We start from the raw sequence: 26,344 nt of genomic DNA on the forward strand, positions 1-26,344 counted from the left end.
GGGAAGGGGACGCAAAAGCACCTTTCCACCCTGCCGAAATCCGCACAGAACGCTTTGGGAAAATCAGCTGGTACCCGAGGTCGGACTCGAACCGACAAGCCTTGCGGCGGGGGATTTTGAATCCCCTGCGTCTACCATTCCGCCACTCGGGCCAGCTGTCTGCCCTCTAGCGCCCCGCGCGCCGCTTGGCAAGCCCATCCCGCGCGACCAAGCCCCGAAATCGACGTGAAAGTGCCCCCGCGCCAAAGGCGCCGGCCTCTATCGCGGAAACGACAGCAACCACACCCGCCGTTTGCCTGCGGTGCTGGGCTTTGCAATCGGGCGGCGGCAGCGCCCCCCGCCGGCTCATGAAAATCCCCCCACCAATCACGAGACAGCGATCACCCCCCCCGCCTTTCCCACAAAGCCCCACTTTCCCTTGACCCGCCGCGCGCGCCGCGCGATGGGAGGGGAAAACGAGGGCAAGGCGCTATGATCCGGCGGCTATACGAGCGAACATTGATGCTGGCGGGGCACCGCCACGCGCTTTGGGCACTGGCCGCGGTGGCCTTTATCGAATCATCGGTGTTTCCGATCCCGCCGGATGTGCTGTTGATCCCGATGATCCTTGCCGCGCCGTCGCGCGCGTTCTTGTTTGCGTTTGTGGCAACGGCTGCTTCTGTGCTGGGCGGTCTGCTGGGTTACGCTATCGGCTGGGGGCTGATGGATGCTGTCGGCAGACCCGTGTTGGAGCTTTATGGCAAGACCGACGCGTTCGCGACCCTGTCGGCCCGGTTCAACGCCTGGGGCGGCTGGGCGGTGCTGATTGCGGGCGTGACGCCGTTTCCCTATAAGGTCATCACGATATTTGCAGGCACCACAGGGCTGGGCCTGCCGCTGTTCATCGGCGTGTCGATTCTGGCGCGGGCCTTGCGGTTTTTTCTGGTCGCCGCGCTTTTGTGGAAATTCGGGGCGCCGGTGCGCGACTTCATTGAACGCCGGCTGGGGCTGATGTTCACCCTTTTCACCGTGATGCTGATCGGTGGCTTTTATGTGCTGAGGTACTTATGATTCTGACATCCCTGTCGCGACGCGGCATCGTTTTTCTGGCCGCGGGCGGTTCCGCCGTTCTTTTGGCTGCCGGGCTGATCTTTCAGGCGTTCGGCTATGCGCCTTGTGATCTGTGCATCGTGCAGCGCTGGCCGCATGTCGCGGCGGTGGCGATCGGCGTGGTGGCGCTTTTGTGGCGCCCGGCTGATTGGCTGATCTGGCTGGGGGCGTTGGCCGCGGCCACGACCGGCGCTGTGGGCGTGTTTCATACCGGGGTCGAGCGGAAATGGTGGCCCGGGCCTGACACCTGCACCTCTGGTCCTATCGGCGGGGTTTCAACGCAAGATCTGATGGCGCAGATTTTGTCAGCGCCTCTGGTGCGCTGCGATCAGCCCGCGTTTGAGGTCTTTGGCATCTCGATGGCGACGATGAACGCGGTCGCGTCATTCGCGCTGGTGGCAATCTGGGTCTGGTCCTTGCGCCGCGTGTAACGCCGATGTTCGGCGGGCATGCGGATCGGGCCATTGCACCGCAAGGGATGGATGGGCTATAGTCCGGCCCAACAATATCTAGAATAAACAAACAAGGGCCAGATCCCCGTGACCGATACCCCGGAAACTCCTGAAACTGCGGATGAAATGCCTTCGCGCCCGACCCCCGCAAGCCCGACCGTTTCAATCTCGGAAGAGATGAAAACCGCCTATCTCGATTACGCGATGAGCGTGATTGTCAGCCGCGCGATCCCCGATCTGCGTGACGGGTTGAAACCTGTGCATCGGCGGATCCTGTTTGCGATGCATGAGACCGGAAATACCCACGAAAAACCCTACCGCAAATCAGCCCGACCGGTGGGTGATACCATGGGTAAGTATCACCCGCACGGCGACGCCTCGATTTATGATGCGCTGGTGCGGATGGCGCAGCCCTTCTCGATGAGCCTGAAGCTCTTGGACGGGCAGGGCAACTTTGGTTCGATGGATGGCGATAGCGCGGCGGCGATGCGTTATACCGAAGTGCGGATGGACAAAGCGGCCAGCGCGCTTTTGGCCGATATCGAAAAAGACACCGTCGATTTTCAGGACAACTATGATGGCAAGGACCGCGAACCCACGGTTCTGCCGGCACGGTTTCCCAACATGCTGGTCAACGGTGCAGGCGGCATTGCCGTCGGCATGGCCACCAACATTCCGCCGCACAATCTGGGCGAGGTCGTTGATGCCACGCTGGCGCTGATCGAAAACCCCGACATGCCCGCCGAGGCGCTGATGGAGATCATCCCCGCGCCCGATTTCCCGACCGGCGGGCAGATCATGGGCCGGGGCGGTGCGCGCAAAGCCTATCTTGAGGGGCGCGGCAGCGTCATCATCCGCGCCAAGACCCGTGTCGAAGAAATCCGCAAGGACCGGTTTGCCATCGTTGTCGATGAGATCCCCTATCAGGTGAACAAGGCCACGATGATCGAAAAGATCGCGGAGTTGGTGCGCGACAAGAAGATCGAAGGCATCAGCCATGTGCAGGACGAATCCGACCGCGTCGGCGTGCGTGTGGTGATCGAATTGAAACGCGATGCGACGGCGGACGTGGTGTTGAACCAGCTGTTCCGCTTTACCCCGATGCAGACCAGTTTCGGCTGTAACATGCTGGCGCTGAACGGCGGCAAGCCCGAACAGTTGACGCTGCATGATTTTCTAAGCCATTTCATTACTTTCCGCGAAGAAGTTGTTGCACGCCGCACCGCCTTTGAATTGCGCCGCGCCCGCGAACGCAGCCACATTCTGTGCGGCCTGGCGGTGGCAGTGTCCAACGTTGATGAGGTGGTACGCACCATCCGCAGCAGCGCCGATGCCCCCGAGGCCCGCGAACGGCTGATGACCCGACGCTGGCCCGCGCATGACATCGCGGAATATATCCGCCTGATCGACGATCCCGCCCACCCGATCAACGAGGATGGCACCTATAACCTTTCGGAAACCCAGGCCCGCGCCATTCTGGAACTGCGCCTGCAGCGGCTGACCGCACTGGGCGTGAAAGAGGTCACCGACGAGCTTCAGGAGTTGGCCGAAAAGATCCGCGACTATCTGGCGATCCTGGGGTCGCGCGACCGGATCATGGGCATCATCTCGGATGAGCTGCGCGACGTGCGCGCCGCGTTTGCCGTGCCGCGCCGGACCGAGATCATCGACTGGGCCGGTGACATGGACGACGAAGACCTGATCGAGCGTGAAGACATGGTCGTGACGATAACCTCGGGCGGCTATATCAAACGCACCAATCTGGCCGAATTTCGCGCGCAACGCCGTGGCGGCAAGGGGCTGTCGTCGATGGCGACCAAAGAGGATGATGTGGTGACCACGCTGTTTGTGGCCAACACCCACACGCAGCTTTTGTTCTTTACCACCGACGGCATGGTTTACCGGCTGAAATGCTGGCGCTTGCCGCTGGCGGGACGCAACGCCAAGGGCAAGGCCATGGTGAATATCCTGCCAATCCAGTCTGGCATTTCCATAGCCGCGCTGATGCCCGTCGACGCCCCCGAGTCCGAGTGGGATGATCTTCAGGTGATCTTTGCCACCTCCGAAGGCGATGTGCGCCGCAACGCGCTGTCTGACTTTGCCAATGTGATGCGCAACGGCAAGATCGCGATGAAACTGCCAGAAGGCGTCAACCTTGTGGATGCGCGTATTGCCGATGCGGGCGATGATGTGATGCTGGTGACGGCCTTGGGCCGGGCGATCCGCTTTCCGACAACTGCGGTGCGGGTGTTCAAGGGCCGCGATTCTACCGGGGTGCGCGGCATCCGGCTGGCGGCGGGCGACAGGGTCGTCTCAATGTCCATCCTGCGCCATTTCGAGGCCGAGGCCGCAGAACGTTCGGCCTACCTCAAGCAACGCCGTCTGGTGGCGGGTGCGGTGGACGACGCCGTTGAGCCGGACGAAGACGAAGACGCGGTCGAGGGCGGCCAGCTAAGCCCCGAACGCTATGCCGAAATGTCCGCGGTTGAGGAGCTGATCCTGACCATCACCGAACGTGGCGCGGGCAAGATTTCGTCCAGCCATGATTATCCGGTGCGCGGCCGTGGCGGCATGGGCGTCAAGGCGATGGATGGCGCGATGCGCGGTGGGGCGCTTGTGGCGTCGTTCCCGGTTGAGGCGACAGATCAGGTGATGCTGGCCACGTCAACCGGCCAGTCGATCCGCTGCCCGGTTGCAGGGATCTCGTTCCGGTCGCGCTCGGCTGGGGGGGTCAAGGTATTTGACACCGCCAAAGGCGAAGTGGTGGTTTCGGTCGCCCGCATTGCCGATCATGGCGATGAGACCGGAATTGAGGCCGAGTCAGTGACCGGGCCAGAGGCTGGGCCAGCGATCAAAGGCGAAGGTGATCTGTAACGAAAGCGCCACAGACGAAAGACTATCCCCCCGCGCGCCGGCACGAAGTTGAAAATTTCGTGCCGGCGCGTTAATATGTGTAAATAACGCAAACTGTTTCATGTGAGGCGACAATGAACAAAATAGCACTCTTCGCGCTTGGCGCGACGCTGATGTCTGCCCCGGCTTTCGCGTTCGAATTCAATGGCGGCTCGCTTGGCCTTGGCTATTCGGCCTTCACCGATGACGACATCGTCGCCCCCGATACGACACTATCGAAGTCGATGATCGACGGCTCGATCGAGATGGGCTTTACCCCGATGTGGGCCGCGCAGCTTGATCTGGCGTTTGCGGATCTTGACGCAAGCAACATTGATATCAACAACGTCACGCTGCACGGCATCTATCACATGGACGCCGCCACCTCTTTCGGTGCGTTTATCGGGCGTGACGACTTTGACTCGGACAATCTGGATTTGTACGGGCTTGAGTTTCGTCATGACATGCAGGCGATAAGTCTGGAGGGGTATCTGGGCCGCAGCAAGGACGTTGGCGAGTCGGACGTGATGTTCGGTCTTGGTGGGCGCTATGCCGTCAGCGACCAGTTCGGGCTGGGGCTTAACTATGACCGCATAACATCGGACGGTAGTGATATATCGACCATCGCGCTAGGCGCTGACTATGCGGTTATGCCAAACGTGCTTTTGTCAGCCAAGATCGGTTCGGCAGACCTTCCGTTTACCGGCTCTGAAACCTACTTTGGCATCGGTGTGGAATATACCTTTGGTCCGAAGGGTGGCACCACATTCGGCCCGCGTGGCCTGACATATATTCTGCCCGGGCTTTGATCGGCCCAAAGGTTCAAAACATCGGGTCGCCACAGTTGTGGCGGCCCTTTTCTTTTGGCGCTACCAAGGCTAGATCTGCCGCATGACAAACACGCTTCACATCATTGGCGGCGGCATGGCCGGGTCCGAGGCCGCCTTTCAGGCCGCCGAGGCCGGGGTGCCGGTCGTCTTGCACGAAATGCGCCCCAGCGTTGGTACCTTCGCGCACCGCACCGGCAATTTCGCAGAGATGGTCTGCTCCAATTCCTTCCGTTCAGACGATGATGAGCGTAACGCGGTTGGCCTGCTGCACTGGGAAATGCGTGCCGCCAACGGTCTGATCATGCAGATGGCACACAACCACCGCCTGCCCGCCGGTGGTGCGCTGGCCGTCGACCGCGACCTGTTCGCCCAATCTGTTACCGACCATTTGTTGGCGCATCCGCTGATTACCGCCGCGCCCGGCGAGATCACCGAACTGCCGCAGGATGGCCATTGGATCATCGCCACCGGGCCGCTGACCTCGGGCGCGCTGGCCGAAAGCATCCGCGCCGAAACCGGGGCCGAGGCACTGGCGTTTTTCGACGCAATCGCGCCAATTGTTTACGCCGATACCGTCGATATGTCGGTCGCCTGGATGCAGTCGCGCTATGACAAAGGCGAAACGGTCGAAGAACAGACCGCCTATGTGAACTGTCCGATGACAAAGCCGCAGTATGAGGCCTTCATTGACGCCCTTCTGGCCGCCGACAAGACCGAGTTTCACGAGGGCGAAACCGCCGGGTATTTCGACGGCTGTCTGCCGATCGAAGTGATGGCCGAACGGGGCCGCGAAACGCTACGGTTCGGCCCGATGAAGCCCATCGGGCTGACCAATCCGCATGACCCATCCGTCAAGGCCTATGCCGTGGTGCAACTGCGCCGCGATAACGCCCTGGGGACGCTTTACAATATGGTCGGCTTTCAGACCAAGATGAAGTATGGCGCGCAAACGTCTGTTTTCAAAATGATTCCTGGCCTTCAAGATGCAACATTTGCGCGGCTGGGCGGGATTCACCGCAATACGTTCATCAACTCGCCCACCTTGCTGGACAACCGCATGCGGCTGAAATCGCGCCCCAATATCCGCTTTGCGGGGCAGATCACCGGGGTTGAAGGCTATGTCGAAAGCGCGGCGATGGGCCTGCTGGCCGGGCGCATGGCGGCGGCCGAAATACTGGGGCGCGATCTGCCTCCGCCCCCCCTTGGCACCGCGATGGGCAGCCTGATCCACCACATTACCGGCGGCGCCGAGGCCAAGACCTTTCAGCCGATGAACGTGAATTTCGGCCTCTTTCCGCCAATCGACGCCAAGGGCGGGCGCCGGGGTCGCAAGGATCGATACAAAGCCTATACGGACCGCGCCAAAGAGGCCTTTAATCAATGGCTTGCAGCCCAAAGCTGAACCGAACCCGGTTTGCGCCGTCGCCCACGGGTCTTTTGCATCTTGGCCATGCCTACGCCGCGCTTGTCGCGCATGAACGCGCGCGCGTGGGGCAGTTTTTGCTGCGCGTGGAAGACATCGACCGCAGCCGCTGCCGTCCGGCCTATGAGGCCGCCTTGCAAGAGGATCTGGCCTGGCTTGGCCTGACCTGGCAGCAACCGGTCTGGCGGCAATCGGAACGGCTGGCCACCTATGCTGCGGCGGTTGAGCGGTTGATATCGCTGGATCTTTGTTACCCTTGCCGCTGCACGCGGCGCGATATCCGGGCAAGCCTTTCCGCCCCGCAAGAAGGGGTGCATGGGCCTGATGGGCTGGTCTACCCCGGAACATGCCGCCATAGGCTGATGGGGGATGCGGGGCCGGCGGATGCGATCCGGCTGAACCTGTCGCGCGCGTTTGACCATCTTGGCCCTGCGGCGTTGTGCTTTGTTGAAACGGGGCCCGCTATGGCCGGCCCACATACCGTGCATAAGGAATGGCTGTTGACCCAGGCCGGGGACATCATTTTGGCGCGTCGCGATATGGGAACGTCTTATCATCTTGCCGTGGTTGTCGATGATGCCGCGCAGCGCATAACCGAGGTGACGCGCGGTGAAGATCTGTTCGAGGCGACCTTTATCCATGTGCTGCTGCAAGCCTTGCTTGGCCTGCCGACACCCGCCTATCACCATCACAAGCTGATCCGGGACGACGCCGGAAAGCGGCTGGCCAAGCGTGACGATGCGCGCGCACTGCGCCGCTATCGTGATGACGGTGCGAGCCCTGCGGATATTCGCCGGATGATCGGGCTATAGCGCCTCTTTTCCGCGGGCGGATTTCGGGCCACGGGCATGCTGTCAGGGCCGGGCCGGATTTTTTCACGAAAGGCGCTCAGCCACGGTTTTCACGACAAAGATCAAGCCGCACGGGGGGCTTGGGTTTTTCATCGGGGGCATTGCAGCATGCGATAAGGGCTTGCCAGCCGGTGCGGCGCCGGGCTAGCTAGCAGTGTCAGGATCGGGAGAATCCGGTGGGCCATGCCAACCGGTGCCGAAGGAGCAACCGCCCCGGTAAACTCTCAGGCGCAAGGGACCGTTCTGGCAAAGGACTCTGGAGAGTGGCGCGAAAGCGCCCGCCGAAGGGATAACGATCTCAGGTGCCCCGGTTTTGGGGTAAGAACAGAGGGGGCATCGGTTTGGGCGGGTCATCCGCCTTGGAAGCGATGCCGGGGGACCGGCTGACAGAAAAGGGGGGCGGCATGGCCGACCTGTTGCGCACCGGTCTTTATGACCTGCACATACGACTTGGCGCCAAGATGGTGCCGTTTGCGGGCTATGAGATGCCCGTTCAATACCCGATGGGCGTGCTGAAAGAGCATCTGCACACCCGCGCCAACGCGGGGCTGTTTGATGTTTCGCATATGGGGCAGGTGATCTTGCGCGCAGCCTCTGGCAAGGCGGCGGACGCGGCACTTGCGCTAGAGGCATTGGTGCCGGTCGATCTGACCTCGCTGGCCGAGGGGCGGCAGCGCTATGCGATGTTCACCGATGAGGCGGGCGGGATCCTGGATGATCTGATGGTGGCCAACCGTGGCGATCATCTGTTTTTGGTGGTCAATGCGGGCTGCAAAGGGGCTGATATTGCCCATATGCGGGCGCATCTGGACCTTGAGGTGACCGAGATCACCGACCGCGCGCTGCTGGCGCTGCAAGGGCCGAAGGCCGAGGCGGTGCTGGCGCGGCTGGTGCCGGGTGCCGCTGCCATGCGGTTCATGGATGTGGCGGTGCTGGCCTGGAACGGGGTCGAGCTTTGGTTGTCGCGGTCCGGTTATACCGGCGAAGACGGGTATGAGATTTCTGTGCCTGACGCCGAGGCGCTGAATTTTGCCGAGGCGCTGTTGGCAATGCCCGAAGTGGCCCCGATCGGCCTTGGCGCGCGCGACAGTCTGCGACTGGAGGCGGGGCTGTGTCTTTACGGTCATGACATTGACACCACCACCACCCCGGTTGAGGCGGGGCTGACCTGGGCCATCCAAAAGGCCCGCCGCAGCGGCGGTGCCCGCGAAGGCGGCTTTCCGGGGGCGGCGCGGATCTTGCGCGAGTTGACCGATGGCACAGCGCGCAAACGCATGGGCCTTGCACCCGAAGGCCGCGCGCCAATGCGCGAAGGCGTTGAAATCTATGCCGGCCCCGAAGGCGGCGCGCCGATCGGCGCGGTGACGTCGGGCGGCTTTGGCCCGTCGATCAACGCGGCACTGGCGATGGCCTATCTGCCCGCCGACCTGACCATCGGCACCACCGTTTACGGCGAAGTGCGCGGCAAACGTTTGCCCGCGCAGATCACGCCCATGCCTTTCCAACCCACAAACTATAAGCGCTGAGGAGCGTCACGATGAAATATACCGAAGATCATGAATGGCTGCGTATCGAGGGTGACCTTGTCGTGGTGGGCATCACCGAACACGCCTCGGAGGCGTTGGGCGATGTGGTGTTTGTCGAACTGCCCGAAGTGGAAACCATGGTCGCCGCAGGCGATGAGGTGGTGGTGATCGAAAGCGTCAAGGCCGCGTCCGACATCAGCGCCCCGGTGGAAGGCGAGATTGTCGCCGTGAACGAGGCGCTGGCAGATAACCCCGGCCTTGTGAACGAAGATCCGCTGGGCGAGGCGTGGTTTTTCAAGCTGAAGGTCGATGATCTGTCGGTGCTCGACGGTTTCATGGACGAAGACGCCTATAAAGAGATGATCGGCTGAGGATATCATGGCTTTTACTCGCACACCCTACGACACCTACGATTTTGCCAACCGCCGTCATATCGGACCGTCGCCTTCGGAAATGGCCGAGATGTTGAAGGTTGTGGGGGCAAAAAGCCTTGAGGCGCTGATTGATGAAACGGTGCCCAAAAATATCCGGCAGGCGGCGCCGCTATCCTGGGCGCCGCTGACGGAACACGCGCTTTTGGCAAAGCTGCGGCGCGTGGCCGAACGCAATGAGGTGATGACCAGCCTGATCGGGCAGGGCTATTACGGCACCGTCACCCCGCCGGCAATTCAGCGCAACATTCTGGAAAACCCGGCCTGGTACACGGCCTACACCCCGTATCAGCCCGAAATCGCCCAAGGCCGGCTGGAGGCGCTGTTGAACTATCAGACCATGGTCAGCGATCTGACCGGTCTGCCGGTTGCCAACGCCAGCCTGCTGGACGAGGCTACCGCCGCCGCCGAAGCCATGGCGATGGCCGAACGGTCCGCAAAATCAAAGGCGCGGGCGTTCTTTGTTGATGAAAACTGCCACCCGCAAACCATTGGTGTGATCCGCACCCGCGCGCGCCCGATGGATGTGGAAATTATCGTCGGCGCGCCCGAGGCGTTGCAGCCCGACGCGGTGTTTGGCGCGATCTTCCAGTATCCGGGCACCTACGGCCATGTCCGCGACTTTACCGACCAGATCGCGGCGCTGCATGCCGCCAAGGCGGTTGCGGTTGTGGCAACCGATCTTCTGGCGTTGTGTCTGCTTAAGGAACCGGGCGCGATGGGGGCCGATATCGCGGTTGGCTCGGCGCAGCGGTTTGGCGTGCCGATGGGCTATGGCGGGCCCCATGCGGCCTTTATGTCGTGCAAGGATGACCTCAAACGGGCCATGCCGGGGCGCGTTGTCGGCGTGTCGATTGATGCCAAGGGCAATCAGGCCTACCGCCTGGCGTTGCAAACCCGCGAACAGCATATCCGCCGTGAAAAGGCCACCTCGAACGTCTGCACCGCGCAAGCGCTGTTGGCGGTGATGGCCTCGTTCTATGCGGTGTTTCACGGGCCGGTCGGGCTGCGCGCGATTGCGGAAATGGTGCATTTCAACGCCGTGCGTCTGCGCGATGCGTTGGTTGCGGCGGGCGCCAGGGTGCAACCCGAGGCGTTCTTTGACACGCTCACCGTTGAGGTCGGCGTGGGGCAGGCCGGGATCATGGCCGCCGCACGACACCGGGGCATCAACCTGCGCAAGGTGGGGCAGGCGCATGTCGGGATTTCGGTGGATGAGCTTACCGATGATGACGTGATTACCCGCGTTCTAGATGCCTTCGGAATTCTCGATGAGGCCCCCGAAGCCACCACGCCGGGCGTTCCCGATGCGTTGTTGCGCACCAGCGCCTATCTGACCCATCCGGTGTTTCACATGAACCGCGCGGAATCGGAAATGATGCGCTATATGCGCCGCTTGTCGGACCGCGATCTGGCGCTGGACCGGGCGATGATTCCGCTGGGATCATGCACGATGAAGCTGAACGCGGCGGCTGAAATGATGCCCCTGACCTGGCCCGAGTTTGGGTCGCTTCACCCCTTTGCGCCGGTAACCCAGGCCGAAGGATACAGTGAAATGATCACGGACCTGACCGCAAAGCTATGTGAAATCACCGGGTATGATGCGTTCTCGTTGCAGCCCAATTCGGGCGCGCAGGGCGAATTCGCAGGTCTGTTGACGATTTCCGCCTATCACCGGGCGCAGGGGCAGGGGCACCGCAATATCTGCCTTATCCCGGTTTCGGCGCATGGCACGAACCCGGCATCCGCGCATATGGCCGGGATGCAGGTCGTGGTGGTCAAGGCCGCGCCGAATGGCGATGTGGATATCGAAGACTTCACAGCCAAGGCCAAGGCGGCGGGGGCCAATCTGGCGGCCTGTATGATCACCTATCCCTCAACACATGGCGTGTTTGAGGAAACCGTCCGCCAGATCTGCGACATCACGCATGAACAGGGCGGGCAGGTCTATCTGGACGGTGCCAATATGAACGCGCTTGTCGGGTTGGTGAAACCCGGCGAAATTGGCTCGGATGTCTCGCACCTGAACCTGCACAAGACCTTTGCCATTCCGCATGGCGGCGGCGGCCCCGGCATGGGGCCAATCGGGGTAAAGGCGCATCTGGCGCCTTACCTGCCGGGCCATTCGGAAACCGGCGGTGACGAGGGGCCGGTATCGGCGGCGCCCTATGGTTCGGCGTCGATCCTGCTGATTTCATGGGCATATTGCCTGATGATGGGCGGCGAAGGACTGACCCAGGCAACGCGTGTAGCCATTTTGAATGCCAACTACATCGCCACGCGGTTGAAATCATCCTACCCGATCCTGTTCATGGGCAACCGTGGCCGGGTGGCGCACGAATGTATTCTTGACACGCGCCCCTTTGCCGAAATCGGCGTCACTGTGGATGACATTGCCAAGCGCCTGATTGACAATGGCTTTCACGCCCCAACGATGAGCTGGCCTGTTTCCGGCACCCTGATGGTCGAACCCACGGAATCGGAAACCAAGACCGAACTGGACCGGTTCATCACCGCCATGCTGGCCATCCGCCAAGAGGTGCGTGACATAGCCGACGGGCAGATCCCGGCCGATCAAAGCCCCCTGCATTTCGCCCCCCATACGGTCGAGGATCTGGTCGCGGATTGGGACCGTGCCTATAGCCGCGAAGCGGGTTGCTTTCCGCCGGGTGCGTTTCGGGTGGATAAATACTGGCCGCCCGTGGGCCGCGTCGACAACGTTTACGGTGACCGCAATCTGATCTGCACCTGCCCACCCGTCAGCGATTATTCGTAAACGCCCCTCGGCTGCGAAACCCCGCTGGGGGCTGGCGTCAACCAGCCTCCAGCGCGGTGATGATCGCCCCAAAATCAGCCGCCTTCAGGCTGGCCCCGCCAACCAAAGCCCCATCGACATTCAAGGTGGCAAAGATTTCGGCGGCGTTTACGGGCTTGACTGACCCGCCATAAAGCAGCCGGATTGCCGCGCCCTCTGCCCCGAAACGCGCGCTTAATTCGGCCCGTAAAAAATCATGAACTTCTGCGATCTGCGCGAGTGTCGGGGTGCGTCCGGTGCCAATCGCCCAGACGGGTTCATAGGCCACGACGGTATTGCTGCCATCGGCCCCCTCGGGAACAGAGCCGCCAAGCTGCCCGCCGATTATCGCCAGCGTTTCGCCCGCATCGCGCTGCGCCTCTGTTTCGCCCACGCAAATCAGGCTGACCAGCCCCGCCACCCGCGCGGCCGTGGCCTTTGCGCAGACCTGTGCGTCGGTTTCACCGTAATCTGCGCGGCGCTCTGAATGGCCAAGGATCACATGGCTTGCCCCCGCGTCGGCCAGCATCCCCGCCGCGATATCGCCGGTATGCGCGCCCGAGGCGGCGCAGTGGCAATCTTGCCCCCCAACCGCAAGTTTTGTGCCCCGCGCCCGTGCGGCCATTGCGGCAATCAATGTGGCTGGCGGCGCCAAAAGCACCTCGCACGCCGGGGCGGGGTGGGCGGCGATCAGGGCGTCCACCTCGGCAAGGCTTGCCTCTGTGCCATTCATTTTCCAGTTTCCCGCTGCCATCTTGCGCCGCATCCGAACCTCCATCATTGCTGGAATGAAGACTAAGGCACCAACGGGCTGCTTAGCAACCATAGGAGCGCGCAGCGGTGCAGGCTGAATCGCCTTGCGCCGGACCGGTGCCACCCGCGCTAATTCGGGCTTTGACGCGCCTCAGGTGCCCTACGGCGGGGGTGCGGCGGGGGGCCGGTGGGGGGCCGGTGGGGCGAATCTCCTGCCCAAATCGGGTCTTTGCGCCCCTCGCGTGGCGGCGCGCGTCCTTTCAACTGCACCATACCCTGATTTGGCCCGTTTTCGCCTTGCCACCAAGGCCCGCGCCAAATAGAAGGGCGCAGATTTATGACATGCCGCGTGAGGCGGCCCTGAAGACAGAGGAACCCCCATGCAGGTTACCGAGACCCTGAACGACGGCCTCAAGCGCGGCTATACGATCACCATCACCGCAGCCGAGCTGGACGCGAAAGTTACCGAAAAGCTTTTGGAAGCGCAGCCCGAAGTGGAAATCAAGGGTTTCCGCAAGGGTAAGGTTCCGCTGCCGATGCTGCGCAAGCATTTTGGCGCGCGCGTGCTGGGCGATGCGATGCAAGAGGCCGTTGATACCGCGCTGCAGGGCCATTTCGACAGCAGCGGCGATCGCCCCGCGATGCAGCCGAAGATTGAAATGCAGGACGGCGAAACCTGGAAAGAAGGCATGGATGTCAACGTAGCCGTGTCTTATGAGGCGCTGCCCGAGATCCCCGAAGTGGATCTGACCACGCTGAAGCTCGAACGCCTGGTGGTCAAGGCCGAAGAGACCGCGGTGGACGAGGCCCTGGAAAACCTGGCCAAGAACGCGCAAAATTTTGACGACCGCAAAAAAGGCTCGAAGGCGAAAGACGGCGATCAAGTCGTGATCGACTTCAAAGGCTCGGTCGATGGAGAGCTGTTCGAGGGTGGCTCGGGCGACGATTATCCGTTGGTTCTGGGGTCAAACTCGTTCATTCCGGGGTTTGAAGAGCAACTGGTGGGCGCCAAGCAAGACGACGAAGTCGAAGTGAAAGTGACGTTCCCGGCTGAATACGGTGCCGCCCATCTGGCCGGCAAGGACGCCGTTTTTGCCTGCACCGTCAAGGCCGTGAAAGCGCCGAAACCCGCCGAGATCGACGATGAGCTGGCAAAGAAATTCGGCGCCGAGGATCTGGCCGGGTTGAAAGCGCAGATCGCTGAGCGTCTTGAGGCCGAGTATCAGGGCGCCTCGCGCGCGGTGATGAAGCGTGGCCTGCTGGATCAACTGGACCAACTGGTCAAGTTTGAACTGCCGCCCTCGCTGGTCGAGGCCGAGGCCGGGCAGATCGCGCATCAGCTATGGCACGAGGAAAATCCCGAGGTTCACGACCACGACCACGGGTCGGTTGAGCCGACCGACGAACACAAGACCCTGGCCGAACGCCGCGTGCGTCTGGGCCTGTTGTTGGCCGAAATGGGCCGGGCGCAGAAAATCGAAGTCACCGATTCCGAGATGACCCAGGCGGTGATGATGCAGGCCCGCCAATATCCGGGTCAGGAACGCGCCTTCTTTGAATTCGTGCAGCAAAACCAGCAGATGCAGCAACAACTGCGTGCCCCGATCTTTGAGGACAAGGTTGTCGATCATATCGTGTCGGGCGCCTCGGTGACCGAAAAGGAAGTCGGCAAGGAAGATCTGCAAAAGGCAATCGAAGCCCTTGACGAGATGTAAGTTTTTCTTGTGAGAGAAAACGATCGGGGCCGCGCCGTTTGGCGCGGCCCTTTTGATTCCGTCTCTGCCTGATCAGTAGAGGCTCCGGAACGTCGGCGGTCCGGTGAGCGCCATGGAAGACAGGATCCATAAGGTTTTGATGTCTGACTTTCCGTTTGTAGGTGGATCAGACATAACAGAAGCGGCCGGCTGGCAAGGGGCCCCAAACCAACGTGCTGGGTTCATTAGCGAAAACATCGCCCCGACCCATGAGCATTCTACCAAGGACCTTCAAAACAAAAACCGCGCCCCGGTTGCCCGGAGCGCGGCTTGACCTTCCGCCAGTGGCGAAATTACATATCTTCGCCGTCTTCGTTGGCGGCACCGATTTCGTCGAACAGTTCAGCGATCTCGAATTCGGCCTCAGCCTCGGCCTCGGCGGCCAATTGCTGGATCGATTTGCCCGAAGCTTGCAGTCCGGCCTCTTCGGTCGAACGCGCAACGTTCATGGTGATGGTCACGGTAACCTCGGGGTGCAGCACGACAGACACGTCATGCAAGCCCAGATCCTTGATCGGTGCCTGCAGCACGACCTGCTTGCGGTCCACGGTGAACCCGGCAGCTTCGGCGGCGTCGGCCGCATCGCGCGGCGTGACCGAACCGTAAAGCGCGCCGGCATCCGACGCCGAGCGAATCACGATGAACTGCTGACCGTCGAGCTTTTCGCCAGCGGCCTCGGCTTCCTTGCGGGTTTCGAGGTTGCGGGCTTCGAGCTGGACCTTGCGGGTCTCGAAGGATTGGATGTTGGCGTCATTGGCGCGCAGGGCCTTGGCTTGCGGCAACAAGTAGTTGCGCGCGTAGCCGTCCTTGACGTTGACGACTTCGCCCATCTGGCCAAGCTTGGCCACACGTTCCAGAAGGATGACTTTCATTTGGGTCGCTCCTTACTTAATCGCATAGGGCAGCAGGGCGAGGAAGCGGGCGCGCTTGATCGCACGGGCCAATTCACGCTGCTTTTTTGCCGAGACGGCGGTGATACGGGCGGGAACGATCTTGCCGCGCTCAGAAATGTAGCGCTGCAGCAGACGCGTGTCCTTGTAGTCGATCTTCGGCGCGTTGTCGCCCGAGAACGGGCAGACCTTGCGACGGCGGAAAAACGGTTTGTTCGCCATGGTTTATGTCCTTTCCTGCGGCCGGATCAGCGACGTTCACGGCGTTCGCCGCGCTCGGAACGTTCGTCACGCTTTTGCATCTGCACCGAGGGGCCATCTTCGTGGGCCTCGACCTTGATGGTCAGCACACGCATCACATCGTCATGCAGACGGGCCAGACGCTCCATCTCTTGCACGGCGGCGGCGGGCGCGTCCGTTTTCAGAAAGGCGTAATGGCCTTTGCGGTTCTTGTTGATCTTGTAGGCCATCGTCTTGACGCCCCAGTATTCGTTTTCAACGACTTTGCCGCCGTTGTCCGCGAGAACCGTGGAGAAATGTTCGATAAGCCCTTCGGCCTGCGCATTGGAAAGATCCTGACGCGCAATCATCACATGCTCATAAAGTGGCATGTATGCTCCTGTCATTTTCAGGCGGGCTTCATAGGCGGGTCACACCTTCCACGTCCCGCCACGAGAGGCTGCGCCAATTTCGTGAATGCGGAAGGATGCGCGGGTAATAGGGGGAGGGGCGCGCCGATGCAAGGGAAATGCGTCCGGGCGGCGGTGCTGGGATGTTGTGCGACCGTGGCGGGCAAGGTAGAGCGGAAGGGACACCAAAGACAAGCAGGAGCAAACAGCATGAGCCGCGCATTCGTATTTCCGGGGCAGGGGGCACAGACCATCGGCATGGGCCGCGCGCTGGCCGAGGCTTACCCCGCCGCCAAAGCCGTCTTTGACGAGGTTGACGACGCGCTGGGGGAAAAGCTGTCGCGCCTGATCTGGGAGGGAGAGCAGGACGAACTGACGCTGACCGCCAACGCGCAGCCCGCGCTGATGGCGACCTCGATCGCGGCGCTGCGCGCGCTTGGCGCCGAGGGGGTTGATGTCAGTGCAGCGGCCTATGTGGCGGGGCACAGTCTGGGGGAATATTCCGCACTTTGCGCGGCGGGCGCGCTGAGCCTTGGCGATACCGCGCGGCTGTTGCGGCTGCGCGGGGCGGCAATGCAGCAGGCGGTGCCGGTGGGCGTGGGGGCGATGGCGGCGCTGCTGGGGCTTGATTTTGACGCCGCCACCGCCGTGGCCTCTGAGGCAGCGCAGGGCGAGGTCTGTCAGGCCGCTAACGACAATGACCCCGCGCAGGTTGTGGTTTCCGGTCACAAGGGCGCGGTTGAACGCGCGTTGGAGATTGCCAAGGCCAAGGGGGCCAAGCGCGCAATCCTGCTACCGGTATCGGCGCCGTTCCATTGCGCGCTGATGCAACCCGCCGCCGATGCCATGGCCGCAGCCCTGGCCGAGGTGGCAATTCTTGCGCCGACGGTGCCGCTGGTGGCCAATGTGCGCGCCGAGGCGGTCAGCGACCCCGACCTGATCCGTGCCCTTTTGGTCGAGCAGGTCACAGGGTCGGTGCGCTGGCGGGAATCGGTTCTGTGGATGGTAGCGCAGGGGGTGGATACGTTTTGGGAAATCGGCGCAGGAAAGGCTTTGTCGGGGATGATCCGGCGGATAGCCAAGGAGGCCGAATGCCGCGCTGTGGGCACGCCGCAGGATGTGTTGGCCGCAACGGCCTAAGGGCCCGGCCGTAGCGCTGTGGTGGGGTCAAGATGAGTATTTGGGCCAAAAAAAAGCTGTAGGATGGGTCAAGCCCTATGCATGGGTGGTATGGGGCGGGACGGGCTGGTAAAAGGCCATCAATTGGTTTGCGAGCGAGGGTGACATGTTTGATCTGACAGGAAAATCGGCGCTGGTGACGGGCGCTTCGGGGGGGATCGGCGGCGAGATTGCGCGCGCGCTCCATGCGGCGGGGGCCAATGTGGCGCTGTCGGGCACGCGCGAGGCGCCGCTGCGTGCGCTGGCCGAAAGCCTTGGCGCGCGGGCGCATGTGGTGGTGGCAAACCTGGCTGACCCGGCCTCGGTCGAGGCGCTGCCGAAAGCGGCCCTGGAGGCGATGGGCGCGGTGGATATTTTGGTCAACAATGCCGGGATCACCCGCGACAATCTGTTCATGCGCATGTCGGACGAGGAATGGCAGCAGGTGCTTGAGGTCAACCTGACCTCTGGCTTTCGGCTGATGCGCGGGGTTTTGCGCGGCATGATGAAGGCGCGCTGGGGGCGGATCGTGAATATCACCTCTGTCGTGGGTGCCACCGGCAACCCCGGTCAAGGAAATTATGCCGCGGCGAAGGCGGGGTTGGTGGGCATGTCGAAAAGCCTGGCGCAAGAGGTTGCGAGCCGGGGAATCACGGTGAACTGTGTGGCGCCCGGATTTATCGCCACGGCGATGACCGACAAGCTGAATGATGAGCAAAAGGGCAAGATTTTAACGCAGATACCTGCCGGGCGCATGGGCAACCCCGCCGAGATTGCTGCCGCCGTCTTATACCTGTCAAGCCTTGAGGCGGGGTATGTCACCGGGGCCACCTTGCATGTCAATGGTGGCATGGCGATGATCTGATTGCCGGTGTTTGGGTGTTCAAAACGGCTTGCCATGGCATGTGACTGTGCTATAGGCGGCGATGACTGGCCGGGGATAACCCGTCTGCCGGCTGCCTTGCGCAAGCGAGGCGCGTGAGCCGCTCGGAACGAGCAAGGACGTGACTGGGCGAGGCGTGAGTGCGCGCTTACCCTTTGATTTTGAGGAATGAACATGAGCGACATCGCTGATCGTGTTAAAAAGATCGTCGTCGAGCATCTGGGCGTTGAAGAAGACAAGGTCACCCCGACCGCGTCTTTCATTGACGATCTGGGCGCAGATAGCCTTGACACCGTAGAGCTGGTCATGGCTTTCGAAGAAGAGTTCGGGATCGAGATCCCGGATGATGCCGCCGAAACGATCCAGACCTTTGGCGATGCGGTGAAGTTCATCACCGAAGCCGTCTGATCCTTTTGGAATCGGATGATTTGAAAACGGCACCCTTGGTAGGGTGCCGTTTTGCATTCTGTCTGTCCCCGGCCGATGCGCGATGTTTGAAAAATTATCTGTTGGCCAAGGGGAGCGTGTGTTTTCAAGGCGCTACCCGGGGTGTGGCGGGGTCCCGGCGCGGGTCCGGGCATTTTTTCGGCGGCTGAATGACCGGCGCCCTCTGAGGCGCGAGGATGCGCGTATGATGCCACGAATGGCTTTGACATTGCCCGCGTGGCTGGCGAAGGTCGGGCGCGCAGCCCAAGGCAAGGACAAGGTTTGGCTTTTCGGTTCATCCACACTGCTGATATTCATCTGGATTCGCCGCTGCGCTCGCTTGCGCTGCGCGACCCGGCACTGTCGGATCTGATCGGCACGGCGACGCGGGCGGCGTTTGTGCGGATCATTGATCTGTGTCTGGCCGAGGCGGTGGATGCGCTCTTGATCGCGGGCGATCTTTATGACGGGCAGCAGACCTCGATGAAGACCGCACGGTTTTTGGGGCAGCAGTTGCAGCGGCTGGAGGCGGGCGGGGTGCGCGCCTTCATCATCCGGGGCAACCATGATGCGCTGTCGAAAATTACCCGCGAACTGGTTTTGCCGCCCTCGGTCACGCTGTTCGGGCCAAAGGCGGAAACCCATCTGATTGAAACCGGGGGGCGCCCGGTCGCGGTGCATGGGATCAGCTTTGCCAAGCCGCAGGCCCCCGAAAGCCTGCTGGGCCGCTTTCCCGCGCCGCTGGCCGATACGGTCAACATCGGGATGCTGCACACCAGCCTTGCCGGGGCGCCGGGGCATGACCCCTACGCGCCGTGCGCCTTGGCGGATCTGAATGCCAGCGGTTACGACTATTGGGCGCTGGGGCATGTGCATGGCCGCGCCGAATATATCGGGGCGGCCACCGTGGTCATGCCGGGCATGCCGCAGGGGCGCGATATTGGCGAGGCGGGGGAAAAGTCGGTCACGCTGGTGACGGTGGCCGATGACGGCGCCATCACGCTTGAGACCCGCGCGACCGGTCTGGCCCAGTTTGAACGGGTGCCGGTGCCGCTGGACGGGCTGACCGATTGGGCCGATCTGGTTGCCGCTATCGGCAGGGCGCTGGCCCGCGCGCGCCGTGACCATGGGGCCGAACATCTGGTGTTGCGCCCGGTCCTGACCGGGCCAAGCGCGCTGTCGTGGCGGGTGCTGCGCGATCTGGACCTGTTGCAAGAAGAGGCCCGCTTGGCCGCCGAGGCGCTGGACGGTGTGTGGATCGACAAGTTGGAAAACGCCAGCACCGCCGGGCAGGGTGCGGCCGGGGCGGGGCCGCTGGCCGATCTGGCCGATCAGATGCCCGCCACGCTGACCAGCCCTGCCCTTGCCGCCGCCGCCGAGGCCGAGTTGACCGCCCTTTTGCGTGCGCTGCCGCGCCCGTTGCGCCCGATCTGGGGCGAGGATGAGGCCGCACAGGCCGAAACCCGCGCCCGTCTGATGCGCGAGGGTGCCGCCGAAGTGCTGGCCGTGCTGGCCGCCGCCCCCGAGGGGGACGGCTGATGCGGCTTGAACGGCTGGACCTGACCCGCTACGGCAAATTCACCGACCGCAGCCTTGCCTTTGCGCCGCCCAAACCCGGCGCACCGGATCTGCACATTCTTTACGGGCCGAATGAGGCGGGAAAATCCACCACGCTGGCGGCATGGCTGGATTTGTTGTTCGGCATCCCTGACAAAAGCCCCTACCGCTTTTTGCATCAGTCCGCGATGCGTGTCGGTGCGCGGTTGGACATCGGCGGCCAGATGCAAGAGGTGGTTCGGATCAAGGGCCGGGGCGCTACCCTTTTGGATGCTGGCGGCGCGGCCTTGCCCGAGGCGGTTTTGGGCGCGGGTCTGGGTGGGATCGACCTTGCCGGCTACCGGGCGATGTTTTCGCTGGATGATGACACGATCGAGGCGGGCGGCAACAGTATTCTGGCCAGTCAGGGTGATCTGGGGCAGCTGTTGTTTTCCGCCAGCGCCGGGCTGACCGGCCTTGGCAAAGGGCTTGAGACCTTGCGCCGCGAGGCGGACGCCTTTTTTCGGCCCCGCGCGCAAAATACCGCGCTGAACAGCCTCAAGGCGCGGCTGGACGCGCTTGAGGCGCGCAAGCGCGAGATCGACACTCAGGCCGCCGATTACGCCAGACTGACCGCGCAAGAGGCGCAGGCCCATGAGGAATGGGCGGCGGTTCAGGCAAGGCTGAGCGAGACGCAGGTGGCGCTGGCCGCGCAACGCCAGTTGCAAGCGGCGCTGCCGATCTACGCGCGCTGGTTGCGCCTTGGCGCAGATCTTGCGCCCCTGTCGGCCCTGCCAGAACCGCCCGGGGATTGGGCCGCGCTGCTGCCCGACCTTGCGCAGGCGCAGGCCGCCACCCGCGCCCGGCAAGAGGAAACTGCCGCCCGGATTACCGCATTGGAGCGGCAGTTGGCGGCGCTTTGCCCCGACCCTGACGTGCTGGCCGCGCGCGAAGAAATTGCCGCCGCGACGGATCTGAAATCGGCGCATGACGAGGCGGTCAAGGATCTGCCGCACCGCGAAGAAGAGGCCACCTCTGCCGCGCAGCAGATTGCGGCGTTGCTGTTGGCGTTGGGTCAGCCGGGGGCCGACCCGGCGGCGCTGCGCCTGCTGGCGCGCACCGTGGCGGGGCTGCGGGCGCTGATTGAAACACGCTCGGGCGTAGAGGCGCGGCGTCAGGCGGCGCATACCGAGGCGACCGAGGCCGAGACCGCGGCGACCGAGGCGGCGGCGCTGTTGGCGGATGCGGGGGGCGCCCCCCTGCGGGCCGAGGCGCTGGCGGTATTGCTGGCTTCCCTGCGCGCGCAAGACCCCGGCGGTGCCTTGCGCCACGCCCGCCGCCAACGCGCCTTGGCGGAGGAGACGCTGGCCCCGAAACTGGCCGCGCTTGCGCCGTGGCGCGGGGGTGTTGAGGATCTGACCGCGATGGCACCGCCGCTGTTGCGCCAGATCGACGGCTGGCAGGCGGCCATTGCGTCCGCCAATCAGGCAAGGGCTGCCGCCGAGGCCGAGGTCGCGCGCCTGCAAGCCCAGATTGCGCGGGCCGAGGCGGGGCTTGCAGCACAGGGCGTCGGGGGGGGGCCGGTGGATGCCGCTACTGCGGCGGCCGTGCGCAGTCAGCGCGAAGCGGCCTGGGCGGCGCATCGCGCGCGGTTGGACGCGGGCAGCGCGGACGCGTTCGAGGCCGCCTTGCGCCACGATGACCGGATGGGTGCGGCATGGGCGGCGCAGGGGGCCGAGGTTGCGCGCGATGCGCAGGCGCAAGAGGCGTTGGCGGTGCTGCGCGCTGATCTAACCGGGGCGGAGGCGGCACAGGTGGCGGCACAGGGTTCGCAATCAGCGGCCGTCAGGGCGTTGCAGGCCGGCATCGCGGCGCTGTCGGACAAGCTGGACCCTGACCAGAGTGCCGAAGCGCTGCGCCATTGGCTGGGCCTGCGCGATGCGGCGTTGGAAGCTGCGGCGCAGGTGGCGCGCGCGCGTGCCGAGGAAACCGCCGCCGAGGCTGCGGTATCTGCGGCCCGTGCGGCGCTGGTGGCGGCGTTGGCCGGGGCGGGGGCTGATGCCGACCCGGACCTGCCCTATGATACGCTGATGGCTGAGGCGCAGGCGCAAAGCGACGCCAGCACCCGTCTGGGCGCGCTGCACGCCACTGCCGCACAGGCCCGCGCGGTGCATCAGCGCCGTCAGGCCGCGCTGGCCGCAGCAGAGGCCGAGGCCGACCGATGGGCGCAGGAATGGGCAGGGTTGGCGGCGGATAGCTGGCTTATGGAAGGGGGCGCCGCCCCTGAGCCTGATGTGATGCGCGCGCTTTTGGACGGGGCCGAGGCGTTGGAACGCGCGGCCGCCACCCATGCTGCACTGAATGACCGGATTGCCAAGATGCGCGCCAACCGGGTGGCGTTCGAGGCGGCGGTTGCCCGGCTGGGGCAGGTGCTGGGCATGGCCGAGGGGGCTGCGCTTTGGGCGGATGTCACCGCCCGGCTGACCCGCGCCGATGAGGTGGAACGCGCCCGTGCCACGGCTTTGGCCGACCATCAGGCGGCGACGCGCCGGGCCGAAGATCTGGCGCAAGAGCGCCTTAAGATCGACGCGCAGTTGTTTGAAATGATGCGGTTTTTTGATGCGTCTGACGTGACGGACCTGCGCGAGGCCCTTACCGCCTGCGCCCGGCGCCAAAGGCTGACTGCCGCGCGTATCAGCGCAGAGGATGAAATCTGCGAGGCATTGGCTGCCGCTGATCTGGCCGGGGCGCTGGCACGTCTGGAGGCGATTGACCGGATGCGGCTTGAGGCCGATCTGGCGCAGTATGAGGCACGCGCGCAAGAGCTGACCGAGGCGGCGCAGACCGCCTTTGCGGCCCTTTCCGAAGCGCGCAGGCAGCTTTCGGCGGTGGGGGGGGATGATGCCGCGGCGCGGCTGGATGAGGCCCGCGAAACCGTGCTGCTGGAGATATCCGAGCAGGCGTCAGCGCATCTGCGGCGGCGTCTGGGCATCCTTGCCGTGGACCACGCGCTAAGCGATTACCGCGACAGCCACCGCAGCGCGATGATGCAGCGCGCCTCGGAGGCGTTCGCGCTGATCAGCCGGGGCGCCTATAGCGGGCTGGCCGCACAGCCCGACAAGGACCGCGAGGTGCTGCTGGCGATGGCGGCAGACGGCAGCGCAAAACCGGCACCGGATCTGTCAAAGGGCACGCGGTTTCAGCTATATCTGGCACTGCGGGTGGCGGGGTATCACACGCTGGCAGAAACGCGCCGCCCGGTGCCGTTCATTGCCGATGACATCATGGAAACCTTTGACGATGATCGCTCGGCCGAGGCGTTTGCGCTGTTGGCGCAAATGGCGACCGTGGGGCAGGTGATCTATCTGACCCATCATCGGCATCTGTGCGAGATTGCCCAAAGGGTCTGTCCCGCTGCGCAGATCACCCAGTTGGGGTAGCGCCCGTGATGGCCAGACTGCGCGCAGCGCGTCGCGGAGCCGTTGCGCCGGGCGAAATCTGTCTGTATCAACGGCCGGATAGGTCAAAAAGAGAGGTACGACATGCGTCGGGTCGTTATCACGGGGTTGGGGATGGTCACGCCGCTGGCGTGCGGGGTTGAGGAGACCTGGTCCCGGCTATTGGCCGGGCAATCGGGCGCGGGCCCGATTACGCGGTTTGACGCCAGCAATGTGGTGACGAAATACGCCTGCGAAATTCCGCTCGGTGACGGCTCGGACGGCACGTTCAATGCTGATGACTGGATGGCACCAAAGGACCGGCGCAAGGTCGATGATTTCATCCTTTACGGGATGACGGCTGCGGTGCAGGCGGTGAAGGATTCGGGCTGGGAGCCCGAGGACGAAGAGGCGCGCTGCCGCACCGGGGTGATGATCGGGTCGGGGATTGGCGGGCTTAGCACGATTGCCGACACGGCGGTGCTGATCAAGGAAAAAGGGCCAAAGCGGGTGTCGCCCTTCTTTATTCCGGGGGCGCTGATCAATCTGATTTCGGGGCAGGTGTCCATTCGGTTCGGCTTCAAGGGGCCGAACCATGCGGTGGTGACGGCCTGTTCCACGGGGGCCCATGCCATTGGCGATGCCGCCCGGCTGATCCAGTGGGGGGATGCCGATGTGATGCTGGCAGGCGGGGCGGAAAGCCCGATTTCAGAGATTGGGATTGCCGGGTTCAACGCCTGCAAGGCGCTGTCGACCAAGCGCGCCGATAACCCCACGGCTGCCAGCCGGCCTTATGATGCGGACCGTGACGGGTTTGTCATGGGCGAAGGTGCGGGCGTGGTCGTGCTGGAAGAATATGAACACGCCAAAGCGCGCGGCGCCAAGATCTATGCCGAGGTGCTGGGCTATGGCCTGTCTGGCGATGCGTATCACATCACCGCCCCGGCCGAAGATGGCGACGGCGGTTTTCGCAGCATGAAAGCGGCGCTGGCACGGGCCGGGGTGGCGCCGGGCGATATTGATTACATCAACGCGCATGGCACCTCGACGATGGCCGACACGATTGAATTGGCGGCAGTCGAGCGGCTGATGGGGCCGGCAGCGGCCACGGCGACGATGTCATCAACGAAATCGTCGATAGGGCATCTGCTGGGGGCTGCGGGGGCGGTCGAGGCGATTTTCTGCGTGCTGGCGATCCGCGATCAGATCGCGCCGCCGACGCTGAATCTGGATGACCCTGCGGCGGATGCGGTGCTGGATCTGGCGCCCAATGTCGCGCGCAAACGCAAGATTGACGTGGCGCTGTCAAACAGCTTTGGCTTTGGCGGTACCAATGCCAGCCTTGTGCTGGGCAAGGTGAAGGACTGATGTGGCGCCATATCGTCTCTAATTTCCTGACCATCCTGATTGTGCTGTTGATTGCGCTGGGCGGGTTGGCCGCCTGGGGCAAGCGGCAGTTCACCGGGCCGGGGCCGCTGACGCAGGCGGTGTGCTTGCAGGTGAAACCGGGGGCAAGTTTTTCGGCGGTGTCGGATGATCTGGCGGGGCAAGGGGCGATAACGTCTGGCTATATCTTTCGGGCGGGGGCGGATTATTCGGGCAAGTCGGGGGCGCTGAAGTTCGGGTCATATCTGATAAAGCCGGGCAGCTCGATGGCTGAGATCGTAGAGCAGGTGACGGCCGGCGGACCTTCGAGCTGCGGCACCGAGGTGAATTTCCGCATTGGCGTGACGACGACCGACGTGATCTTGCGCGAGCTGGACCCCGATACCGGGCGCTATGTCGAAAAGATCAAGTTCAGCCCGGCGGTTGAGGCTGCACCGGGTGACTTTGTCGACGCCGCAGCACAGCCCGACGTGCGGCTGCGCGTGACGCTGGTGGAGGGGGTCACAAGTTGGCAGGTGGTTGATGCGCTGAAACGTGCCGATTTTCTGACCGGAAATGTGGCTGCGGTGCCGCCCGAAGGCAGTCTTGCGCCCGATCTTTACGAGGTTGCGCGCGGGTCCGACCGCAACGCCCTTTTGGCCGAGATGAGCGCGCGTCAGGGCCGGATCCTGGACGACGCCTGGGCCAGCCGCGCCGAGGGGTTACCCTATGACACGCCCGAAGAGGCGCTGATCATGGCCTCGATTGTCGAGAAAGAGACCGGCGTGGCCGATGAGCGGCGGCAAGTTGCCAGCGTGTTCGTGAACCGGCTTGAGCAGGGAATGAAGCTGCAAACCGACCCGACGGTGATCTACGGCGTGACCAAGGGGCAGGGGCCGCTGGGCCGGGGTCTGCGCCAAAGCGAGCTGAGAGGGAAAACGCCCTACAACACCTATGTGATTGAGGGGCTGCCGCCGACGCCGATTGCCAACCCTGGCCGCGCGGCGATCGCGGCGGCGCTGAACCCCGACTCGACGCCTTATCTGTTTTTCGTGGCGGATGGGTCTGGCGGCCATGCCTTTGCCGAGACATTGGACCAGCACAACGCCAATGTTGCCAAATGGCGCGCGATTGAAGCCGAGAAGGGACAAACACCCGCACCGGTGCAGGGGAACTGAACCTGTTGAAATGAAATGAGAAAGCCCGGTATGTCCGGGCTTTTTCG

At 63.3% G+C, this 26,344-nt stretch carries 22 protein-coding genes, 1 tRNA gene and 1 riboswitch; of the genes, 17 read left to right on the forward strand and 6 right to left on the reverse strand.

Going from position 1 to position 26,344, the window contains the following annotated elements; translation table 11 throughout:
* Positions 1-68 precede the first annotated feature (68 nt).
* Together ACM62R_RS12670 and ACM62R_RS12675 are read right to left on the reverse strand one after the other, a co-directional pair.
* Positions 69-152, reverse strand: a tRNA-Leu gene (locus ACM62R_RS12670).
* Positions 153-166: 14 nt separating this feature from the next.
* On the reverse strand, positions 167-349 hold the full coding sequence (locus ACM62R_RS12675; RefSeq protein ID WP_415184410.1) for a hypothetical protein: 183 nt from the start codon (positions 347-349) through the stop codon (positions 167-169).
* Positions 350-471: 122 nt separating this feature from the next.
* Here ACM62R_RS12675 and ACM62R_RS12680 point away from each other — a divergent pair, with 122 nt between their 5' ends.
* From ACM62R_RS12680 to gcvP, 9 genes are all read left to right on the forward strand, one after another.
* Positions 472-1,050, forward strand: coding sequence for a YqaA family protein (locus ACM62R_RS12680; RefSeq protein ID WP_415184411.1), 579 nt, complete (start codon positions 472-474; stop codon positions 1,048-1,050).
* Positions 1,047-1,520, forward strand: a complete 474-nt coding sequence (locus tag ACM62R_RS12685) for a disulfide bond formation protein B (RefSeq protein WP_415184412.1) — start codon at positions 1,047-1,049, stop codon at positions 1,518-1,520. Before ACM62R_RS12680 ends, ACM62R_RS12685 begins: the two co-directional genes overlap by 4 nt.
* Before the next feature lie 108 nt (positions 1,521-1,628).
* Complete coding sequence (gyrA, locus tag ACM62R_RS12690) at positions 1,629-4,415, forward strand: DNA gyrase subunit A (protein ID WP_415184413.1); 2,787 nt, start codon at positions 1,629-1,631, stop codon at positions 4,413-4,415.
* 113 nt (positions 4,416-4,528) lie between these two features.
* Positions 4,529-5,242 carry a porin gene (locus ACM62R_RS12695; protein WP_415184414.1) on the forward strand — a complete coding sequence of 238 codons (714 nt, stop codon included), beginning with the start codon at positions 4,529-4,531 and terminating at the stop codon, positions 5,240-5,242.
* 82 nt (positions 5,243-5,324) lie between these two features.
* Positions 5,325-6,665 (forward strand): methylenetetrahydrofolate--tRNA-(uracil(54)-C(5))-methyltransferase (FADH(2)-oxidizing) TrmFO, encoded by a 1,341-nt coding sequence (gene trmFO / locus ACM62R_RS12700; protein WP_415184415.1) that lies wholly within the window; start codon positions 5,325-5,327, stop codon positions 6,663-6,665.
* Positions 6,644-7,498 carry a tRNA glutamyl-Q(34) synthetase GluQRS gene (gene gluQRS, locus ACM62R_RS12705; RefSeq protein ID WP_415184416.1) on the forward strand — a complete coding sequence of 285 codons (855 nt, stop codon included), beginning with the start codon at positions 6,644-6,646 and terminating at the stop codon, positions 7,496-7,498. The genes trmFO and gluQRS overlap by 22 nt, the downstream gene beginning before the upstream one ends.
* A gap of 193 nt (positions 7,499-7,691) precedes the next feature.
* Positions 7,692-7,788, forward strand: a riboswitch (glycine riboswitch).
* Between the two features lie 153 nt (positions 7,789-7,941).
* Positions 7,942-9,063, forward strand: a complete 1,122-nt coding sequence (gene gcvT, locus ACM62R_RS12710) for a glycine cleavage system aminomethyltransferase GcvT (RefSeq protein WP_415184417.1) — start codon at positions 7,942-7,944, stop codon at positions 9,061-9,063.
* Positions 9,064-9,074: 11 nt separating this feature from the next.
* Positions 9,075-9,434 carry a glycine cleavage system protein GcvH gene (gene gcvH, locus ACM62R_RS12715; protein ID WP_415184418.1) on the forward strand — a complete coding sequence of 120 codons (360 nt, stop codon included), beginning with the start codon at positions 9,075-9,077 and terminating at the stop codon, positions 9,432-9,434.
* A gap of 7 nt (positions 9,435-9,441) precedes the next feature.
* Positions 9,442-12,270 (forward strand): aminomethyl-transferring glycine dehydrogenase, encoded by a 2,829-nt coding sequence (gene gcvP, locus ACM62R_RS12720; RefSeq protein WP_415184419.1) that lies wholly within the window; start codon positions 9,442-9,444, stop codon positions 12,268-12,270.
* 37 nt (positions 12,271-12,307) lie between these two features.
* Here gcvP and tpiA read toward each other — a convergent pair whose 3' ends face one another.
* Positions 12,308-13,054, reverse strand: a complete 747-nt coding sequence (gene tpiA / locus ACM62R_RS12725; RefSeq protein ID WP_415184420.1) for a triose-phosphate isomerase — start codon at positions 13,052-13,054, stop codon at positions 12,308-12,310.
* Between the two features lie 367 nt (positions 13,055-13,421).
* Here tpiA and tig point away from each other — a divergent pair, with 367 nt between their 5' ends.
* Positions 13,422-14,756, forward strand: a complete 1,335-nt coding sequence (gene tig / locus ACM62R_RS12730; protein WP_415184421.1) for a trigger factor — start codon at positions 13,422-13,424, stop codon at positions 14,754-14,756.
* Between the two features lie 332 nt (positions 14,757-15,088).
* Here the strand turns inward: tig and rplI are convergent, their stop codons facing one another.
* The 3 genes from rplI to rpsF are packed head-to-tail and all read right to left on the reverse strand — an operon-like array spanning position 15,089 to position 16,296.
* A complete protein-coding gene (gene rplI / locus ACM62R_RS12735; RefSeq protein WP_415184422.1) occupies positions 15,089-15,667 on the reverse strand; it encodes a 50S ribosomal protein L9 in 579 nt (192 codons plus the stop codon).
* A gap of 12 nt (positions 15,668-15,679) precedes the next feature.
* Positions 15,680-15,907, reverse strand: coding sequence for a 30S ribosomal protein S18 (rpsR, locus tag ACM62R_RS12740; RefSeq protein WP_415184423.1), 228 nt, complete (start codon positions 15,905-15,907; stop codon positions 15,680-15,682).
* 26 nt (positions 15,908-15,933) lie between these two features.
* Positions 15,934-16,296 carry a 30S ribosomal protein S6 gene (gene rpsF / locus ACM62R_RS12745; protein ID WP_415184424.1) on the reverse strand — a complete coding sequence of 121 codons (363 nt, stop codon included), beginning with the start codon at positions 16,294-16,296 and terminating at the stop codon, positions 15,934-15,936.
* Between the two features lie 228 nt (positions 16,297-16,524).
* Here rpsF and fabD point away from each other — a divergent pair, with 228 nt between their 5' ends.
* From fabD to mltG, 7 genes are all read left to right on the forward strand, one after another.
* The gene (fabD, locus tag ACM62R_RS12750) at positions 16,525-17,454 is read left to right on the forward strand and encodes an ACP S-malonyltransferase (RefSeq protein ID WP_415184425.1); all 930 of its coding nucleotides are present in this window, start codon (positions 16,525-16,527) and stop codon (positions 17,452-17,454) included.
* Positions 17,455-17,599: 145 nt separating this feature from the next.
* Positions 17,600-18,337 (forward strand): 3-oxoacyl-[acyl-carrier-protein] reductase, encoded by a 738-nt coding sequence (gene fabG / locus ACM62R_RS12755; RefSeq protein ID WP_415184426.1) that lies wholly within the window; start codon positions 17,600-17,602, stop codon positions 18,335-18,337.
* Positions 18,338-18,529: 192 nt separating this feature from the next.
* Entirely contained in the window at positions 18,530-18,763 is a 234-nt protein-coding gene (locus ACM62R_RS12760; RefSeq protein ID WP_415184427.1) for an acyl carrier protein, read from the forward strand.
* A gap of 300 nt (positions 18,764-19,063) precedes the next feature.
* Positions 19,064-20,320: a metallophosphoesterase family protein gene (locus tag ACM62R_RS12765; RefSeq protein ID WP_415184428.1), complete on the forward strand. Its 1,257-nt coding sequence runs from the start codon at positions 19,064-19,066 to the stop codon at positions 20,318-20,320.
* The gene (locus ACM62R_RS12770; protein WP_415184429.1) at positions 20,320-23,757 is read left to right on the forward strand and encodes an AAA family ATPase; all 3,438 of its coding nucleotides are present in this window, start codon (positions 20,320-20,322) and stop codon (positions 23,755-23,757) included. The genes ACM62R_RS12765 and ACM62R_RS12770 overlap by 1 nt, the downstream gene beginning before the upstream one ends.
* Before the next feature lie 102 nt (positions 23,758-23,859).
* Positions 23,860-25,122: a beta-ketoacyl-ACP synthase II gene (gene fabF / locus ACM62R_RS12775; protein ID WP_415184430.1), complete on the forward strand. Its 1,263-nt coding sequence runs from the start codon at positions 23,860-23,862 to the stop codon at positions 25,120-25,122.
* Positions 25,122-26,297: an endolytic transglycosylase MltG gene (gene mltG / locus ACM62R_RS12780; protein ID WP_415184431.1), complete on the forward strand. Its 1,176-nt coding sequence runs from the start codon at positions 25,122-25,124 to the stop codon at positions 26,295-26,297. The genes fabF and mltG overlap by 1 nt, the downstream gene beginning before the upstream one ends.
* The last annotated feature ends 47 nt before the right edge of the window (positions 26,298-26,344 follow it).

This window comes from Phaeovulum sp. (assembly GCF_047638075.1).
Classification (GTDB): domain Bacteria; phylum Pseudomonadota; class Alphaproteobacteria; order Rhodobacterales; family Rhodobacteraceae; genus UBA6197.